This is a genomic window from Rugamonas rubra (genome assembly GCF_900114705.1).
GTDB classification, from domain to species: domain Bacteria; phylum Pseudomonadota; class Gammaproteobacteria; order Burkholderiales; family Burkholderiaceae_D; genus Rugamonas; species Rugamonas rubra.
Genome location: NZ_FOTW01000006.1, coordinates 138,707 through 155,040 on the forward strand (window position 1 = coordinate 138,707; position 16,334 = coordinate 155,040).

The 16,334-nt window shown below is 67.5% G+C and carries 17 protein-coding genes; 2 read left to right on the forward strand and 15 right to left on the reverse strand.

The features are described from left to right. Positions 1 to 54: 54 nt before the first annotated feature. On the forward strand, positions 55 to 690 hold the full coding sequence (locus BM252_RS05085) for an FMN-dependent NADH-azoreductase (protein WP_093384546.1): 636 nt from the start codon (positions 55 to 57) through the stop codon (positions 688 to 690). A gap of 25 nt (positions 691 to 715) precedes the next feature. On the opposite strand, the gene motD is transcribed toward BM252_RS05085, so the two are convergent. From motD to BM252_RS05135, 10 genes are all read right to left on the reverse strand, one after another. Next, positions 716 to 1,495: a flagellar motor protein MotD gene (gene motD / locus BM252_RS05090; protein ID WP_093384548.1), complete on the reverse strand. Its 780-nt coding sequence runs from the start codon at positions 1,493 to 1,495 to the stop codon at positions 716 to 718. Position 1,496: 1 nt separating this feature from the next. Next, entirely contained in the window at positions 1,497 to 2,243 is a 747-nt protein-coding gene (locus BM252_RS05095; protein ID WP_093384551.1) for a flagellar motor protein, read from the reverse strand. Continuing rightward, positions 2,225 to 2,956 carry an RNA polymerase sigma factor FliA gene (locus tag BM252_RS05100; RefSeq protein ID WP_093384554.1) on the reverse strand — a complete coding sequence of 244 codons (732 nt, stop codon included), beginning with the start codon at positions 2,954 to 2,956 and terminating at the stop codon, positions 2,225 to 2,227. Before BM252_RS05100 ends, BM252_RS05095 begins: the two co-directional genes overlap by 19 nt. A 15-nt stretch (positions 2,957 to 2,971) precedes the next feature. Further along, positions 2,972 to 3,796, reverse strand: coding sequence for a MinD/ParA family ATP-binding protein (locus BM252_RS05105; protein WP_093384557.1), 825 nt, complete (start codon positions 3,794 to 3,796; stop codon positions 2,972 to 2,974). Further along, positions 3,789 to 5,153, reverse strand: coding sequence for a flagellar biosynthesis GTPase FlhF (flhF, locus tag BM252_RS05110; protein WP_093384560.1), 1,365 nt, complete (start codon positions 5,151 to 5,153; stop codon positions 3,789 to 3,791). Before flhF ends, BM252_RS05105 begins: the two co-directional genes overlap by 8 nt. A 238-nt stretch (positions 5,154 to 5,391) precedes the next feature. Continuing rightward, on the reverse strand, positions 5,392 to 6,048 hold the full coding sequence (locus BM252_RS05115; RefSeq protein WP_093384564.1) for a DUF4351 domain-containing protein: 657 nt from the start codon (positions 6,046 to 6,048) through the stop codon (positions 5,392 to 5,394). A 116-nt stretch (positions 6,049 to 6,164) separates the two neighbouring features. Beyond that, the gene (flhA, locus tag BM252_RS05120; protein ID WP_281249344.1) at positions 6,165 to 8,270 is read right to left on the reverse strand and encodes a flagellar biosynthesis protein FlhA; all 2,106 of its coding nucleotides are present in this window, start codon (positions 8,268 to 8,270) and stop codon (positions 6,165 to 6,167) included. 8 nt (positions 8,271 to 8,278) lie between these two features. Continuing rightward, positions 8,279 to 9,463, reverse strand: coding sequence for a flagellar biosynthesis protein FlhB (flhB, locus tag BM252_RS05125; RefSeq protein WP_093384569.1), 1,185 nt, complete (start codon positions 9,461 to 9,463; stop codon positions 8,279 to 8,281). 150 nt (positions 9,464 to 9,613) lie between these two features. Further along, entirely contained in the window at positions 9,614 to 10,621 is a 1,008-nt protein-coding gene (locus BM252_RS05130; protein WP_093384571.1) for a fumarylacetoacetate hydrolase family protein, read from the reverse strand. 74 nt (positions 10,622 to 10,695) lie between these two features. Beyond that, positions 10,696 to 11,418 (reverse strand): pseudouridine synthase, encoded by a 723-nt coding sequence (locus BM252_RS05135; RefSeq protein ID WP_093385147.1) that lies wholly within the window; start codon positions 11,416 to 11,418, stop codon positions 10,696 to 10,698. Between the two features lie 230 nt (positions 11,419 to 11,648). On the opposite strand from BM252_RS05135, the gene BM252_RS05140 reads away from it, so the two are divergent. Then, positions 11,649 to 12,071, forward strand: coding sequence for a hypothetical protein (locus BM252_RS05140; RefSeq protein WP_093384573.1), 423 nt, complete (start codon positions 11,649 to 11,651; stop codon positions 12,069 to 12,071). Positions 12,072 to 12,481: 410 nt separating this feature from the next. On the opposite strand, the gene BM252_RS05145 is transcribed toward BM252_RS05140, so the two are convergent. From BM252_RS05145 to BM252_RS29925, 5 genes are all read right to left on the reverse strand, one after another. Next, positions 12,482 to 13,516 (reverse strand): S49 family peptidase, encoded by a 1,035-nt coding sequence (locus BM252_RS05145; protein ID WP_093384576.1) that lies wholly within the window; start codon positions 13,514 to 13,516, stop codon positions 12,482 to 12,484. Between the two features lie 41 nt (positions 13,517 to 13,557). Further along, entirely contained in the window at positions 13,558 to 13,935 is a 378-nt protein-coding gene (locus BM252_RS05150; RefSeq protein WP_093384578.1) for a Rieske (2Fe-2S) protein, read from the reverse strand. Continuing rightward, positions 13,935 to 14,594, reverse strand: coding sequence for an HAD-IIIA family hydrolase (locus tag BM252_RS05155; RefSeq protein ID WP_093384581.1), 660 nt, complete (start codon positions 14,592 to 14,594; stop codon positions 13,935 to 13,937). The genes BM252_RS05150 and BM252_RS05155 overlap by 1 nt, the downstream gene beginning before the upstream one ends. Before the next feature lie 111 nt (positions 14,595 to 14,705). Further along, a complete protein-coding gene (locus tag BM252_RS05160; RefSeq protein ID WP_409567770.1) occupies positions 14,706 to 15,725 on the reverse strand; it encodes an RluA family pseudouridine synthase in 1,020 nt (339 codons plus the stop codon). Between the two features lie 104 nt (positions 15,726 to 15,829). Next, positions 15,830 to 16,201 (reverse strand): hypothetical protein, encoded by a 372-nt coding sequence (locus BM252_RS29925; RefSeq protein ID WP_139236302.1) that lies wholly within the window; start codon positions 16,199 to 16,201, stop codon positions 15,830 to 15,832. Between the last annotated feature and the right edge of the window lie 133 nt (positions 16,202 to 16,334).

Below are 16,334 nucleotides of genomic sequence, written 5' to 3' on the forward strand. Positions count from 1 at the left end.
TTGAAATGATATATGTTCAAATGGCGTCTTCAACCACGCCACCAAGGACTCAGCATGACCACATTGCTCCACATCGCCTGCTCGCCGCGCCAAGAGCGTTCCGCCTCGCGCGAAGTCGCCCTCGCCTACATCGACGCCTACCGCACGGCCCAGCCGGGCGCACGAGTGGACACGCTCGAGCTGTGGGACGGCGCGCTGCCCGAGTTCGACGCCCACGCGATGGCGGCGAAGTACGCCGGCTTGAACGGCACGCCGCTGAGCCCGCAACAGGAAAGCGCCTGGGCCACGCTGCGCGCGCTGGCCGAGCGCATGCACCGGGCCGACGTGCTGGTGTTGTCGGTGCCGCTGTGGAATTTCAGCATTCCGTACAAGCTCAAGCAGTTCATCGACCTGGTGTCGCAAAAGGACATCCTGTTCTCCTTCGATCCGGAGAGCGGCCTGAGCGGCCTGCTGCGCGACAAGCGCGCTGTCGTCGCCTACGCCCGCGGCCTGGACTTTTCCGCCGCGTCGGGCACGCCGGCGCGCGACTTCGATTTCCAGAAGCCGTATGTCGAGGCGTGGCTGCGCTTTGTCGGCGTCGAGGAGGTGCACGCGCTGGTGGTCGAGAAGACCCTGATGGGAAGCGAGGTCGACACCGCCGCGCGCGACGCGGCCAAGGCCGAGGCGCGCCGCTTGGCGGCGGCGATGTAGGGCCGCGCGGCGGCTATTGCGGCGGCTATTGCGGCGGCGGCAGTTGCGGCGACGGCAGCTCGGTGACCTTGTCGGGCAGGCCGGACAGGATGGTGACGGCGACGCGGCGGTTGCGCGCCCGCCCCTCGGGCTGCTCGTTGGAGGCCACCGGCACGTTGGAGCTCTTGCCCACGGCGGTGAGCCGCTCGGGCGCCACGCCGGCGCCGATGAACAGGCGCACCACGCTGCTGGCGCGCACCGCCGACAGTTCCCAGTTGGACGGGAACAGCACGTTGCGGATCGGCTGGTTGTCGGTGTGGCCCTCGACCTGCACCTCGTGGCTGTCGTCCTTGAGCAGCACGGCCACGGCGCTCAGCGCCTCGGTCGACTCGCTGGTCAGGCGCGCCTCGCCCGGGTCGAACAGCACGCTGGCGTTGATCTCGACGCTGACGCCGCGGCTGTTCTGCGTCACCCTCACCTTGCCCTCCTTGACCAGCGGCGCCAGCGTCGACAACAGGTCCTGCGCCAGCTTGGTCATGTGCTCCTTCTCCTTGCGCAGCAGCTCGGTGCGGCGGCGCAGGCCGGGATTGGGGATCGGCAGGTTGGGCACCTGGGTGTTGATCGGCTGGGCCGCGCCGGCGCCGCCGAAGGCGTCGCCGAGGGCGTCGGAGAACACCTTGTACTTGCCGATGTTGACCGAGGAGATGGCGTACATCACCACGAAGAAGGCGAACAGCAGGGTGATGAAGTCGGCGTAGGAGATCAGCCAGCGCTCGTGGTTCTCGACCTCGTCGTCGAACTTCCTGCGCGCGCGGCGGTACTGCATGTCAGTGCTCCCGCAGCAGCGTGGCGACCCGCTCGTCGATGACGCGCGAGTGGTCGCCGCTGGCGATGTCGTAGAACACGGCGGCGGCGATCTCCTGCTGGTGCACGGCCTGCGTCACGATGGCCTTGAGCTTGTTGGCGATCGGGTAGAAGAACAGGTTGGCCAGGCCGACGCCGTAGATGGTCGAGACGAAGGCCACGGCGATGCCGGAACCGAGCTTGCTCGGGTCGGTCAGGTTCTCCATCACGTGGATCAGGCCGAGCACCGCGCCGAGGATGCCGATGGTGGGCGAGTAGCCGGCCGCCGATTCCCAGATGCGCACGGCCTGCCGCTCCTCGGTCTCGTAGGCGGTGATCTCGGTGTCGAGCAGCTGGCGCAGCTTGTCCGGGTTGATGCCGTCGACCACCAGGCGCAGGCCCTTGGTGTTGAACTTGTCCTTCGAGGCGAGCATGTGGCGCTCGAGCGAGAGCAGGCCGTCGCGGCGCGCCGCCAGCGCCCAGGCGTTGATGTCGCGCGCCAGCGCGGCGCGCGAGTCCTTGGGCGGCGCGAACACCCAGCGCAGCATGCGCAGGCCGCGCAGGAAGGTCGGCAGGCGGGTCTGCAGCAGCACCGCGCCGAGCGTGCCGACCACCACGATGGCGAAGGCGGCCGGCTGCAGCAGCGAGCCGAGCTTGCCGCCCTCCATGCCCTGGCCGACGATGATGCCGGCCAGCGCCAGCAGCACCCCGGCTACGCTGGCCCAGTCCATGCCTGCTCCCGTAACGATGCGCGCAGGCGCGCCACGGCCTGCGTGTGCAGCTGCGACACGCGCGATTCCGACACGCCCATCACGGCGCCGATTTCTTTCAAGTTGAGTTCCTCTTCGTAGTAAAGGCCCATCAGCATCTTCTCGCGCGGCGGCAGCGCGTCGATGGCGTCGATCACCGCCTGGCGGAAGTCGCCGTCGAGCAGCGAGCGCAACGGGTCGCTCTCCTCGTCCGAGCAGTAGCGGTCGAGGAAGCTGTCGTTGCCGTCGTCGTCGTGGAAGTCCTCGTAGTAGACCAGCTGGTGGCCGCCGCCGTCCGACAGCATCTCCTGGTAGTCGGCCAGCGACAGCTTGAGCATCTTGGCGACCTCCGATTCGCTCGGCGGATGGCCGAGGCGCTGCTGCAGTGTGCTCATCGCCGTCTCGATCTTGCGCATGTTCTGCCGCATGCTGCGCGGCAGCCAGTCGCTGTTGCGCAGCTCGTCGAGCATGGCGCCGCGGATGCGCAGCACCGCGTACGTCTCGAACTGCGCGCCGTGGGTTTCCTCGTAGCGGCTGATGGCGTCGAGCAGGCCGATCATGCCGGCCTGCACCAGGTCGTCCACCTCCACGCTGGGTGGCAGCTTGGCCTTCATGTGATGCGCCAGACGCTTGACCAACGGGATGTGCTCCGTCAGCAGTGAGTCCTTGTCCGCTTTCCCTTTGACCGTATACATAAAGTCTATTGTTCGTTAAGCGCTAAAATGGTTGCTACTCCCCGTGTGCAAAGATGGCGTTCCGGCCAGCGCGAAGCGCCCGGCCAGCTGTCGAAACGCGACCGAGGCGCCGGCCAGCGGAAACGCGTCGACCACCGCGCGCCCCAGACGCGCGGCACGATGCAGGTATTCGTCGGCCGGCACCGACCCCATGGAAACCAGGTTGACGGCCAAATACCGGCTCGCCGCCTGTGCCATATTATCGTATACCACCTTTGCTTCCGATTCGGAAGCCCCGGTGACCAGAATTCCGAACGGACGCCGGCCCAACTCCAGGTTCAGGCGCTTGATCATGCTGTAGGCGGCCTTGATCGAGGTGGCGCTGGCCGAGACCTGCACCACGATCTCCGAGCTGGCCATGACCGGCACCGGGAAGGCCTCGCCGTCGAATTCGCCGTCGACGATGACCACGCCGCTGCGCTTGACCAGCACGTCGAAGGTCTTGGCCAGGCGGCGCGCCTCGTCGGGGCCGCAGCGCGGCGCGCCGCGTGTCATCGACGCCACAGCGAAGCCCTGCGGCACCTGGTGCACCACCTGGTTCAGGGCGCGCTCCTGGCGCGCCACGTCGAGCAGGCTGTCGCCGCCGTCCAGGCCGAGGCGGCTGGCCACGCCGTGCGCGCTGGCGCAGGCGTCGACCAGCAGCACGTCGTCGCCGGCGCGCGCCAGCGAGGCGCCCAGGTTGACCAGCATGGCGCCCTTGTCGTCCTGCGGCGTGGCGGAAAGGAAGGTGACGATGCGCGGCGCCGGGCCGGCCAGCATGCGGCGCAGGCCTTCGGCCTGGTCGAAGTCGAAGTTAGCCAAGGTGCACCTCGCGCAGGTTGGCGTCGTTGCCGGCGGCGGCCATCAGCAGCGGCAGCTCGGCGTCGAGGTACTGGCTGGCGGCGCTGTCGCGTTTGAGCTTGAAGGCGCGGTCGATCAGGTAGGCCGGGTCGGCCAGGTGCAGGTCCTCCGGCACGCGCTGGCCGTTGGAGACGTAGAACAGGTTGAGCTTTTGGCGGATCACCACGTCGAGCACGTTGCCGATCGAGGCCGCCTCGTCGAGTTTGGTCATGATGCAGCCGGCCAGGCCGCTGCCCTGGTAGGCGCGCACCACCTCGTTGAGCGTCTCCTGGGTCGCCGTGGAATTCAGGCAGAGCAGGCGCTTGACGTCGGCGCCGGCGCCGGCCAGCATGGCCACCTGCTCGGTCACCATCTGGTCGCGCTGGCTGACGCCGACCGTGTCGATCAGCACCGTGTGCTTGTTCTTCAATTCCTTCAGGGCGATGCGCAGGTCGGCCTCGTCCTTCACCGAGTGCACCATCACGCCGAGGATCTTGCCGTAGATGCGCAGCTGCTCGTGGCCGCCGATGCGGTAGGCGTCGGTGGTGATCAGGGCCAGCTTGTCCGGGCCGTGGCGCATCACGCAGCGCGCCGCCAGCTTGGCGGTGCTGGTGGTCTTGCCGACGCCGGTCGGGCCGACCAGGGCGAACACGCCGCCCTGGTCGATCAGGGCGTCCTCGTCGCGCATCGCGCTGATGTTGCGGGTCAGGACGGTGCGGATCCAGCGCATCGACTCGGCGGCGTCGCGGCCGGCCGGCAGCTTGTCGATCAGGTAGCGCGCCAGGCTGGCCGAGAAGCCGGCCGCCAGCATCTCGCGCAGCACGGCGGCCTTCTGCGGCTCGCGCTGCTGGGTCGAGCCCCAGGCGATTTCGGCCAGTTGGGTCTCCATCATGCCGCGCATGGCGCGGATCTCGCTCATCATGCCGCTCATCTCGGCGGCGGCGCTCTGCTTGGCGCCGGCGACGGCGGCGGCCACCAGTTCGGAAATGCGCGCCAGGTCGAGCGCGCCGGCGGCCGGTCCGGCCTGGGCCGGGGCCGCCGCGGCCTGCGGCTGGGCGGCGCGGCGCGGCTGGGCCGGCATGGCGCCCGGCGGCGCCGACAGCTGCTGCGCGCTGTAGCTCGACGCGGCGGCCATGTCCGGCTGCGGACGCGGCTGGGCCATCGGCGAGTTCGGCGATGGCATCGCCAGCGAGGCGGCGTCGTCGTTGGCCAGCGCCAGGATCTCGACGATGCCGTCGGCCTGGCGGTTCGACAGGATCACGGCGTCCGGGCCGAGCGCCTCGCGCACCTTGCGCAGCGCTTCGCGCGAGGTCGGCGCGGTGAATTTTTTGACGTTCATGGCCGGCCTCCCAGGCTCTGGGTTGCGCAGGTGTCCGGCGTGCCGGCATCGAAATAAGTGGCCATCATCTACTCCTGTTACTTGAGCGCCGCGCCCTCTACATGGGGACACGGTGCACTCTGATGGTTCGATTATTGACGATGCACGTGGGAAACGATCGCTGGAACAGGACCGGAAAGGGGCCGCATTTCGCCGCCCCGGCGCCGGGGCCGCCAGAACAGGGCGCGGCGGCGGGGAACTATTTGTCGCCGAAGACCTCGTCGAGGCTGGCCGCGTCGAGCAGGGCCATGGCCCAGCGGCCCAGTTGTTCACTGTCGGCCACTACCAGGCGCTCGCCTAACTGTGGCGGCAAGGTGCCGAAGCGCTTGTTCAGTTGGCGCGCCAGCAGTTCGACCATTTGGCGCTGGCCCAGCTGCAACCCTTCCTGCAGTCCTTCCTGCCGCCCTTCCTGCAATCCTTCCTGTAGACCGATCTTGCGACCGATTCTTTCAGCATAAGTGATGTAAGGCATGGCCTCTCTCCTCTCCATCTGAACAATACCCCGCCACAAGCGCGCTTCCATGTCCGGCGGCAGACGCATCAACCAGTCAATCACGCTATATAGGTCGATGATACGCTGCCTGTCCCACTGGCGCTGATACAGCAGCTTGGTCAGCCGCCATTTCGCCGCGCGCCGGCGATGCGCCTGCCCCTTGGTTTGGCGCGTCAACAGATGGGCCGCCGTGAGCAAGGCGAAGGGGTTGGCATCGCACAACAGCTGCTCGATGCGATCCGCATAGTCCATCAGCTTCACCACCGGAAAGTCGATCCCCACCCGGCAGCCGAACAAGCGATAGGAAAAGGAACCCGGCCGCCAGCGCGCCGCTTGGTCGGCCAGCAGCACCAGGCTGGCCACCGGCCGCCGGTAGCGGTCGTAGACGCGGTAGTTGTAGCAAAAGATGCGCTCGGCGAAGGCCGCCCCGCGCCGGCCTGGCGCAAGGCCGGGCGCGGCGGCGCGGCGGGCCGGCCGGATCAGGCCGGCTGGGCGCCGACCAGCGCGGTGACGCGGATGGTCTTGCTCTCCGGGATCTCGGCGTGCGACAGCACCTTCAACTGCGGCAGGGCACGGCGCAGGAAGCGCGACAGCAGGGCGCGCAGCGGACCGGGCACCAGCAGCACCGGCGTCAAGCCCAGCGCCTCCTGCTGCGCGGCGGCCTGCTGGGCCTGCTGGGCGATGGTGTCGGCCAGGCCCGGCTCGATGCCGGCGCCGTCGGCGCCGCTGGCGGCCAGCGCCTGCATCAGCAGCCGCTCCAGGCGGTTGTCCAGGGTCATCACCGACAACTCGGCGGCGCCGGGGAACAGCTGCTGCACGATGGCCCGGCCGAGCGAGATGCGCACCAGCGCGGTCAGCTCGTTGGGGTCCTGGATGTGCACGGCGTGCTCGGCCAGGGTCTCGATGATCGAGCGCATGTCGCGGATGTGCACGCCCTCGGCAAGCAGGTTCTGCAGCACCTTCTGCAGGGTCGACAGCGACACCAGCTTGGGCACCAGGTCCTCGACCAGTTTCGGCGCGTCCTTGCCCAGGTGGTCGAGCAGCGACTGCACCTCGGCGCGGCCGAGCAGCTCGGAGGCGTGGCTGGTGATCAGGTGGTTCAAATGGGTCGCCACCACGGTGCCGGCGTCGACCACGGTGTAACCCATGCCCTGGGCCTGGTCGCGCAGCGCGGCGTCGATCCAGGTGGCGGGCAGGCCGAAGGCCGGGTCGGTGGTCACCAGGCCGGGCAGCGTGCCGCTGGCCATGCCCGGGTTGATGGCGAGGAACTGGCCGTTGAAGGCCTCGCCGTTGCCCACCTCGACGCCCTTGAGCGTGATGCGGTAGGCCGACGGCTTCAACTCCAGGTTGTCGCGGATGTGCACCGGCGGCGCCAGGAAGCCGACCTCCTGGGCGAACTTCTTGCGGATGCCCTTGATGCGCTTGAGCAGCTCGCCGCCCTGGGTCTTGTCGACCAGCGGGATCAGGCGGTAGCCGACCTCCAGCCCCAGCGTGTCGACCGGCATGATGTCCTGCCAGCTGGCCTCCTCCTGCTCCGGCGCGGCCGCCGGCGGCGCCTCGGCGGCGGGATCGGCGGCGGCGGCGGCGGCGCTGCCCGCCTTGCGCGACATCAGGTAGGCCGAGCCGGCCAGCACGCCGGCCAGCAGCAGGAACACCAGGTTCGGCATGCCGGGGATCAGGCCCATGCCGCCGACGATGGCGGCGGTGATGTAGAGCACCTGCGGCTTGGCGAACAGCTGGCCGATCACCTGGGTGCCGATGTCCTGCTCGCTGGCCACGCGCGAGACGACGATACCGGCCGCCGTCGAGATCACCAGCGAGGGGATCTGCGCCACCAGGCCGTCGCCAATGGCCAGCAGGGTGTAGTTCTTCAGCGCGTCGGCGAAGGCCATGTCGTGCTGCAGCAGGCCGACCAGCAGGCCGCCGACGACGTTGATGACGGTGACCAGAATGCCGGCCACGGCGTCGCCGCGCACGTACTTGCTGGCACCGTCCATGGCGCCGTAGAACTCGGCCTCCTGCGCCGTCTCGCTGCGCCGCTTGCGCGCCTCGGCCTCGCCGATCAGGCCGGCGTTGAGGTCGGCGTCGATGGCCATCTGCTTGCCCGGCATGGCGTCCAGGGCGAAGCGGGCGCCCACCTCGGCGATCCGGCCGGCACCCTTGGTGACGACGGTGAAGTTGATGATGGTCAGGATGATGAACACCACGATACCGACCGTGTAGTTGCCGCCGATGAGGAAGTGGCCGAAGGCCTCGATCACCTTGCCGGCCGCGTCGGGGCCGTTGTGGCCCTCGGTCAGCACGACGCGGGTCGAGGCGACGTTGAGCGACAGGCGCAGCATGGTCGAGATCAGCAGGATGGTCGGGAAGGCCATGAAGTCGAGCGGCTTGACCGTGTACAGGCTGGTCAGCAGCACCACGATGGCCAGCGCGATGTTGAAGCTGAAGAAAATGTCGAGGATGAAGGCCGGCAGCGGCAACACCATCATCGCCAGCAGCATGATGATCAGGATGGGCGCGGCCACGCTCTTGCTGGCGGCGCCGGACATGCCGCCCATCCAGGACGGCAGGCGGATGCTGCTCATAAAGCTGTTCATGGTCTGGTTCCCTGGTTATTCATGTCGTCGCGCGCCTTTTGGGCGGCCGGGTTGAGCGGATCGAGCTCGGGCGGCACTTCGAGTTTGGCCGGCTTGTCGGGCTTGTGGCCGCCGTTCTTGCTGAAGCTGCGCAGTTGGAAGACGTAGGCCAGCACCTCGGCCACGGCGGCGTACAACGCCTCGGGGATCTCGTCGCCGATCTCGGTGTGCTTGTGCAGCGCCCGCGCCAGCGCCGGCGCCTCCAGCAGCGCGACATTGTTTTCCTTGGCGATCTCGCGGATCTTCGCGGCCACCTCGTCGCTGCCCTTGGCCACCACGCGCGGCGCGCCGCGCGCGCCGTCGGCGTACTTCAGCGCGACGGCGTAGTGGGTCGGGTTGGTCACCACCACGTCGGCGGTGGGCACGTCGGCCATCATGCGGCGCTTGGCCATCTCGCGCTGCAACTGGCGGATCTTGGCCTTGACCTGGGGATTGCCGTCGGCCTCCTTGGACTCCTGGATCACCTCCTGGCGGGTCATCTTCAACTTGTTGGCGTAGTGCCACATCTGGTAGGGGCCGTCGATGGCGGCGATCAGGCCGAGCGCGCCGACGATGAACAGGAAGCTGCTGCCGATCATGTCCAGGATGTGCACGGTGCCCAGCTTGAGCGGCTCGACCATCAGGCCCAGCACGGCCTCCTTCTGCGCCAGCACCACCAGCCAGGCGACCAGGCCGACCACCAGGGTCTTGGCGATCGCCTTGAGCAACTCGACCAGGGCGTTGGTCGAGACCATGTTGCCCAGGCCGCGCATCGGGTTCAGCTTCATCAGGTTGGGGGCCACCGCCTTGCCGCTGAACAGCCAGCCGCCGACCAGCAGCGGCGAGGCCAGCGCCACCAGCATGACGGCCGCGCCCAGCGGCAGGCAGGCCAGCAGAACGCGGGTGACGTCGGTCAGGATGCGCGTGCCCAGCACGTCGAAATTGAAGACTTGTTCGCGGTCCAGCGCCAGGCCGGACACCAGGGCCGAGCTGAGCTGGCGCACCATGTCGCCGCCGGTCATCCACAGGCCGGCGCCGGCCGTCATCAACACGGTGAAGGTGGCCACCTCGCGCGAGCGCGGCACGTCGCCCTCTTCGCGCGCCTGCTCGAGGCGCTTCGCTGACGCGGGTTCGGTCTTTTCGGCGTCGCTGTCTTCAGCCATCAACTGCTCCTCGATTCGTTAGCAGCCATTATCGGCCGGCGCGGCGCGCCGCCATCGGGCGAATACGCGACCTTTTCCCGGCCTGCTCGCAATTTCCTGTTGGAAATAAGGCAAACGGCCCGGGGCCGTCGGGCGCGCCGGCCGGCGCCGTCAACGGCCGCGGCGCGCGTCGACCGGCGCCACGGCCTGCGCCACGTTCTGCTCGATGGCGCCGAACAGCGACTTGCCGTCGCCGTCGAGCATCTCGATGCGGATGCTGTCGCCGAACGCCAGGTAGGGCGTGGCGGCGCGGCCCTTGGCGGCGAGCTCCAGGGCGCGCTGCTCGGCGATGCAGGAGTAGCCGCGCTTGCCGCCCCGGTTCGACACCACGCCGCCGGCCAGCACGGCGCCGGCGCGCACCTGGCGCGTCCTGGCCAGGTGGGCCAGCAGTTGCGCGAAGTTGAAGGCCATGTCGACGCCGGCCTGGGCCTGGCCGACCAGCTTGCCGTTCCAGCTCGCGCGCAGCGCCAGGTGCACCTTGCCGCCCTGCCAGGCGTCGCCCAGCTCGTCGGGCGTCAGCGCCACCGGCGAGCAGGCGCCGGCCGGCCGGGACTGCAGCGGACCGAGGCCCCCGGCCAGCTCGTCCGGCAGCACATTGCGCAGCGCCACCTGGTTGACCAGCATCAGCAGGCGGATCTGCTGGTGCGCCTGGTCCGCCGTGGCACCCATGCCGAGGTCGTCGCTGATGACGGCGAGGCCGGCGCCGAAGTCGATGCCCCATTCCTCGTGCAGCAGGGCGATGTCGTCGCGCGGCCCGAGCGGCTCGCCGCCGCCCTGGCCCATCGGCGGCTCGTCGCCCGGCGCCTCGGGCAAGGCGGCGCCACGGCCGCTGCGCTCCAGCTCGACGTGGCTGGGATAGGCCGCGGCCTCGACCCACTGGCAGGGGCGCGGCAGCGGCGCCATGCAGTGGGCCGGATCGAAGTCGAAGACGCGCCGGCCGCGCCCCTGGTTCAGCTCGCGGTACAACTGTTCCAGCTGCGGCGCGATGAAGGCCCAGTCGTCCAGCGCGCGCCGCAGGGTCGGCGCGATGCCGTCGGCCAGCTGGGCCGTTTTCAGGTCGCGTGACACCACGGCCAGCTGGCCGTCGCGGCTGCCGTCCTTGATTGTTGCAAGTTTCATATGGGATTCAGTTCAGAAAGGAAACGCGGCGCCGGGCGGCGGCAATGCCGCCAAGTTGAGGCGCCGGTGGCCCGCTAGCCGGCTGCCGGCGCCAGCAGCGCCAGTTGCTCCGGCGTCAAGTAGCACCATTCGCCCTCGGCCAGGCCTAGCGACTCCAGGGTCAGGCCGCCGATGGCCGAGCGGTGCAGCGCGCTGCAATGGTTGTCGGCGGCGGCCAGCATGCGCTTGACCTGGTGGTACTTGCCCTGCTCCAGCACGATCTCCAGCTGGTGCTCGCCGCGCGGCACGCAGACCAGCGCCGCCAGCGGCGCCGGCTCGTCGTGCAACTGCACGCCGGCCAGCAACTTGGCCACCAGCTCGGCCGTCACCGGCTCCTGGGTGGTGGCCTGGTAGACCTTGGGCACGTGGCGCTTGGGCGAGGACTGGGCGTGGATGAAGGGGCCGTCGTCGGACATCAGCAGCATGCCGGTGGTGTCGTGGTCGAGCCGGCCGACCGGCTGCACCTCGCGCCAGGTGAATTGCTCGGGCAGCAGAGTCAACACGCCGGGGTGGTGGCTGGGCTTGCGCGAGCACTCGAAATTGGCCGGTTTGTTCAGCGCCAGGTACAGGTGTTCGCGGTACACCCAGTCCTCGTCGAAGACGTTGAGCACCAGGCCCTCGGTGTCGACGGTGCTGCGGTAGTTGGTTTGCGTGACGCCGGCGATGCTCACTTCGCCGTCGTCGATCAGGGCGCGGCAGTACTTGCGGGTGCCAAAGCCCTGCGATTGCAGGATGCGGTCTAGGGATAATTTACTCATGGCGAGACTGTAACAGATGGCGCCGCGAGCGTGAAGGCGCAGCGGCGGCGCGGCGCGGGCCGGGGCGACGCCGGGATCGCCCCGCATGCATGCTTTTCATTGACGCACATCAAGTACCTGAGGTTTTTTATTGTTAGACTGAAACTTCATTAGGAATCGGCCTAACGCCCGTTGGGAATACATGAAGTTGGGCATAGGAATCATTGAAGCTGGATTTCAAAGGGTGCCGTATGAAGAGCAAACCACACAGCTGCTGCGCCGACTGCGCGGACGGCCGCGAACCACCGTCGCACGAGGCGCGCGAGGCGCAGGACCAGCATCGGCAATTGGCCACCGAACAGGCGGCGCTGCATCTGGCCAGCCTGGCATTGGCGCGTTGGCGCGCCGGCAACACCCCGGTCGAACTGAGCGTGGCGACCACGCTGGCGCCGCGCCAAACCCAATGGCATGCCAACACCCAGCGCAATTTTTGCGCCTGGCTGGCGGCCGGCGGCTTCGCCGCCCACCCGCCCGAGCACGTGGAAGGCCTGGAGAACCTGGCGGGCCCGGGGAATCCGGCGGACTTGGCGGGCGCCAAGCCGGCGCCGCAAGCCAACAAGGCCCTGCTGCGCAAGCCGGCGCCACCCGAACTGAGCTGTGTCGACGGCGCCTGAACGCCCCCGCCCTCCTCGCCGCCGCGCCGCGCAAAGCGCGCGCGCAAAGGAAGACAGCGGCATGGCCGCTGTCTTCCGTCCCATTGCGGGACGCATTACGAGGAATCGAAATTCTCTCTACTCCGCATCAATGATGAGGTTGAGTAGTTCCGTCTGACTGACTTCAAGATCGTGCTGACAACAAGATAAACTGTTTATATCGGCCTCCCTTGGAAAGAACTACAAAACCACTATAGTCCACCCTGCGGAATATACAAGGGCCATCGAGGCCATCCTGATAATGTTAAGGCGCCGCCACTATTGACGGCCGCGCACCGCCGTCGCGGCGCCGATTGCAATATAAATGCGACGGTGACGCGCCGCCCGCGCGGCCGGACGCCGTGGCGGCCGGCGCGGCCCGCCGCAGCCGCTTACTGCAGGCGCGGCTTGGCGGCCTGGTAGGCCGACTTGAAGGCGCCGGCGCCCATGGCGGCGCCGAATTTCTTCAACACGCGCTCGGGCAGACCCTCGTGCTGGGTGTAGTCGATGATGTCCTCGGCGTGGACGATGTCGCGCGCCACGCTGTCGACGCTGCCGAAGGCGTCGGCCAGGCCCATGTCGACCGCCTTGGCGCCGCTCCAGAACAGGCCGGAGAACATCTCCGGCGTTTCCTTCAGACGCTTGCCGCGACCGGCGCGCACGACGTGGATGAACTGCTGGTGGATCTCGTTGAGCATCGCCTGGGCGTGCTGCTTGTGCTTGTCCGACTGCGGGCTGAACGGGTCCATGAAGCCCTTGTTCTCGCCGGCCGTCAACAGGCGCCGCTCGACGCCGACCTTGTCCATGATGCCGGTGAAGCCGAAGCCGTCCATCAACACGCCGATCGAGCCGACGATGCTGGCCTGGTTGACGTAGATGCGGTCGGCGGCGGCGGCGATGTAGTAGCCGCCGGAGGCGCAGATCTCGTCGACCACCACGTACAGCGGCTTGCCCGGATAGCCCTTGCGCAGGCGGTTCATCTCGTCGACGATCATGCCGGCCTGCACCGGGCTGCCGCCCGGGCTATTAATATGCAGCACCACCGCCACCGAGCCGCTGTCGGAGAAGGCCTTGTTCAGCGCCGGGATCACCACGGCGGCCGCGCCGCTGCCCTCGGCCTCGATGGCGCCGTCGATCTCGATCAGCGCGGTGTGGCGGCCGAGCGCCTCGGCGTCGGTGCCGCTCAGGCTGAAGTCGAAGTAGGCGGCCAGGCCGAACATGATCACCAGCAGGGTCAGCGCCTTGAAGAAGATGCCCCAGCGGCGCTGCGCGCGCTGTTCGCTGAGGGTGGCGAACACCAGCTTCTCCAGCACCTCGCGCTCCCAGACGGCGGCCGCCTTGGCCGGCTGGCCCGGCGCGCCGGCGGCGGCCGGCTGGTGTTCGTTGGCCGGGTTGGCGCCGGCGCTGTCGCTCGTGTTATCACTCATAAGTCGCTTCTAGTGGTTGGTCGGTTCGGCACGGCCGGCGCTCAGGCGCGCACGGGCCGCACATAGTCGTCGGGCTGCCAATATATGTTCTGTTCGCGCTCCTCGACGGCGATCGGGCGCAGGCGGCCGCCCTTGCAGGGGCCGCCGGCGCAAAAGCCGCTCTCCGGCACGTAGATCGCGCCGTGGGTCGAACACATCAAATACAGGCCGCTCGATTCGAAAAATTCGCCCTCGGCCCAGTCGAGTTCGATGGGCACGTGGGCGCAGCGGTTCAAATAGCCGAACACCCGGCCGCCGTAGCGCACCACGAAGCCGGTGCCGTCCTCGCCGCCGGCGCTGACGGGGAAGCGCACGCCGCGTCCGCCCTCGAGCACGGCGTCGGCGGCGCAGACCAGGATGGCGTCGGCGGCGTCGGCCATCAGGCGTGCTCGTTGAGCCAGGCGCGCAGCTCGGCCACGCTGGCCGCCGAGTACAGCGGCTGGCAGGCCGCCAGCTGCTCGGCCGGATGGGCGCCGTACTGCACGGCGACGCCGGCGGCGCCGGCGTTGTTGGCCATCAGCAGGTCGTGGCTGGTGTCGCCGATCATCACGGTGCGCTTCAGGTCCTGGCCCAGCTCGCGGGTCAGCTCCTGCAGCATGGCCGGATGGGGCTTGCTGAAGGTCTCGTCGGCGCAGCGGGTGGCGTCGAACATCGACAGCAGCTTGGCCGCGTTCAACGCGCGGTTCAGGCCGACGCGGCTCTTGCCGGTCGCCACGGCGAGGAAATAGGCCTGCTGCGACAGCTCGTCGAGCATCTCGCGCACGCCGTCGAACAGGGTCAGCTCGTGGTCGCGCGACAAATAGTGGTAGCGGTAGCGCTCCACCATGCGCGGATAGTACTTCGGATCGATGTCGGGCATCACCGCCTGCATCGCCTCGGCCAGGCCGAGGCCGATGACGTGGGCGGCCGCATGGTCGGCCGGAATCGGCAGGCCGAGGTCCTTGGCCGCCGCCTGGATGCATTTGACGATGGTCGAGGTGCTGTCCATCAGGGTGCCGTCCCAATCGAAAACGATGAGATCGAATTGCTTTCTTGCCATGTTTCCCGACGGCTAGCGCCGCCGGCTCCTTAGTTGTCTGGGCTGGACGGGGCGGGCGCGATTTTCCATTTGGCAACAATCTGCCTGCGGCGGCCCGCCCGTCCAATAGTATTAATTGATCGGTTTCCCCAAGCTTAACAAGAAACGCTCACATTCGGCGGCCAAAGGCGCGTTCAGCGTCATGCTCTTGCCCGTGTCGGGGTGGGTGAAGGTGATCTGGTGGGCGTGCAGGAACATCCGCTTGAGCGCGCCGCGGGTGGCGTCGGCCTTGAGCAGGGCGCGGTTGAGCGCGAAGTCGCCGTACTTGTCGTCGCCGGCGATGGCGAAGCCGGACGAGGACAGGTGGACGCGGATCTGGTGCGTGCGCCCCGTCTTCAGCTCGGCCTCGAGCAGGGCGAACTGGGCGAACTTGCGCAACAGCGAGAACACCGTGTGCGACGGCAGGCCGTCGGCCTGCACGGCGACGCGGCGCTCGCCCTCGGCCGTGGTGTACTTGTGCAGCGGCAGCTTGACGTGCTGGCGCGCGTTCTTCCAGTCGCCCGCCACCAGGGTCAGGTAGCGCTTGTCGGTCAGACCGTCGCGCATCTGCTCGTGCAGATTGGTCAAGGCCGAGCGTTTCTTGGCCAGCAACAACAGGCCGGAGGTGTCGCGGTCGAGCCGGTGCACCAGCTCGAGGAACTTGGCGTCCGGCCGCGAGGCGCGCAGCTGCTCGATGACGCCGAAGGACACGCCGGAACCGCCGTGCACGGCGACGCCGGCCGGCTTATCGATGACCAGCAGGTGGCTGTCCTCGAAGATGATCTTGAATTCGGCGGCCGGCACGTTGACCTCGGCCTTTTCGGCGATGCGCACGGGCGGAATGCGCACCACATCGCCTTGTACCAAGCGGTACAATTGGTCGATGCGGCCCTTGTTGACACGCACCTCGCCCGAGCGCAGGATGCGGTAGACGTGGCTTTTCGGCACGCCTTTGCATATACGCAACAGGTAGTTATCGATCCGCTGACCGGCCTCTTCTTCAGTGATAGTGACGAACTGCGCTTGCGGCTGAACTACAGTTGAAGGGGGAACAACATCGTTTTGCATCTTCATTTGCTCTGTCTTCCCAGAAAATCTCTCTAAGTCCTTCATTTTGAATATATAATTGTTTTGCTGCGGTTCTAGCTGCGGCAAGTGTAAGAATAAAAGCACATTTTACACAGGGGCGTCTCCACTGGCCTCGCCAAATTGCAAATTCAGAGGAAAAAATGTATACGCACCACCCCTGCGCGAATCAAGGTTGCACCGTTGTTGTAATCGGATTGCGGGCAAGAGTGCTGGATTAGAATGTTTGGATTGTAAGGATAAGTCCGGCAAGCACGGTCAAGAGCCGTGCTCGCTGGTTGATGAAGTTGATAACGCTTGCCGTTTTCGCCAAACCCCATGCTTTGTTGCAAGCTAATGACGGAGGGCTGAAACAAGCCTAGTTGTCGAAGTTGTAATATGTAAGCCTGGCCAGGTTTTGGCTCATCGATTTGCTCACCGCCTGCATTCTCCGCCCCGACCTTTTCGGGCTGCATGGATGAGTCGCAGGTGATGCGTGCACTCGGCATGTCGATCGACCTCATGCGCCCAGTTGCGGCCGCGACCTCCGCGTCGCTGCGCCGCACATCAGGGCATACCCACCGCAACCATTTTAATTCTCGCGTATATCCCTGTACTTCGCCGCTCCCACGGGGGCGGCATTGAGATGGCCCCCGG

Bases quoted from the DNA above. Each gene is read 5' to 3' on its own strand.
- BM252_RS05100 (WP_093384554.1), bottom strand. From the start codon at position 2,956: ATGTATACGGTCAAAGGGAAAGCGGACAAGGACTCACTGCTGACGGAG.
- BM252_RS05095 (WP_093384551.1), bottom strand. From the start codon at position 2,243: ATGGACTGGGCCAGCGTAGCCGGGGTGCTGCTGGCGCTGGCCGGCATC.
- BM252_RS05145 (WP_093384576.1), bottom strand. From the start codon at position 13,516: ATGAGTGATAACACGAGCGACAGCGCCGGCGCCAACCCGGCCAACGAA.
- flhA (WP_281249344.1), bottom strand. From the start codon at position 8,270: ATGAGCAGCATCCGCCTGCCGTCCTGGATGGGCGGCATGTCCGGCGCC.
- BM252_RS05085 (WP_093384546.1), top strand. From the start codon at position 55: ATGACCACATTGCTCCACATCGCCTGCTCGCCGCGCCAAGAGCGTTCC.
- flhB (WP_093384569.1), bottom strand. From the start codon at position 9,463: ATGGCTGAAGACAGCGACGCCGAAAAGACCGAACCCGCGTCAGCGAAG.
- BM252_RS05150 (WP_093384578.1), bottom strand. From the start codon at position 13,935: ATGGCCGACGCCGCCGACGCCATCCTGGTCTGCGCCGCCGACGCCGTG.
- BM252_RS05140 (WP_093384573.1), top strand. From the start codon at position 11,649: ATGAAGAGCAAACCACACAGCTGCTGCGCCGACTGCGCGGACGGCCGC.
- BM252_RS05135 (WP_093385147.1), bottom strand. From the start codon at position 11,418: ATGAGTAAATTATCCCTAGACCGCATCCTGCAATCGCAGGGCTTTGGC.
- BM252_RS05160 (WP_409567770.1), bottom strand. From the start codon at position 15,725: ATGAAGGACTTAGAGAGATTTTCTGGGAAGACAGAGCAAATGAAGATG.
- flhF (WP_093384560.1), bottom strand. From the start codon at position 5,153: ATGAACGTCAAAAAATTCACCGCGCCGACCTCGCGCGAAGCGCTGCGC.
- BM252_RS05130 (WP_093384571.1), bottom strand. From the start codon at position 10,621: ATGAAACTTGCAACAATCAAGGACGGCAGCCGCGACGGCCAGCTGGCC.
- motD (WP_093384548.1), bottom strand. From the start codon at position 1,495: ATGCAGTACCGCCGCGCGCGCAGGAAGTTCGACGACGAGGTCGAGAAC.
- BM252_RS05155 (WP_093384581.1), bottom strand. From the start codon at position 14,594: ATGGCAAGAAAGCAATTCGATCTCATCGTTTTCGATTGGGACGGCACC.
- BM252_RS29925 (WP_139236302.1), bottom strand. From the start codon at position 16,201: ATGAGGTCGATCGACATGCCGAGTGCACGCATCACCTGCGACTCATCC.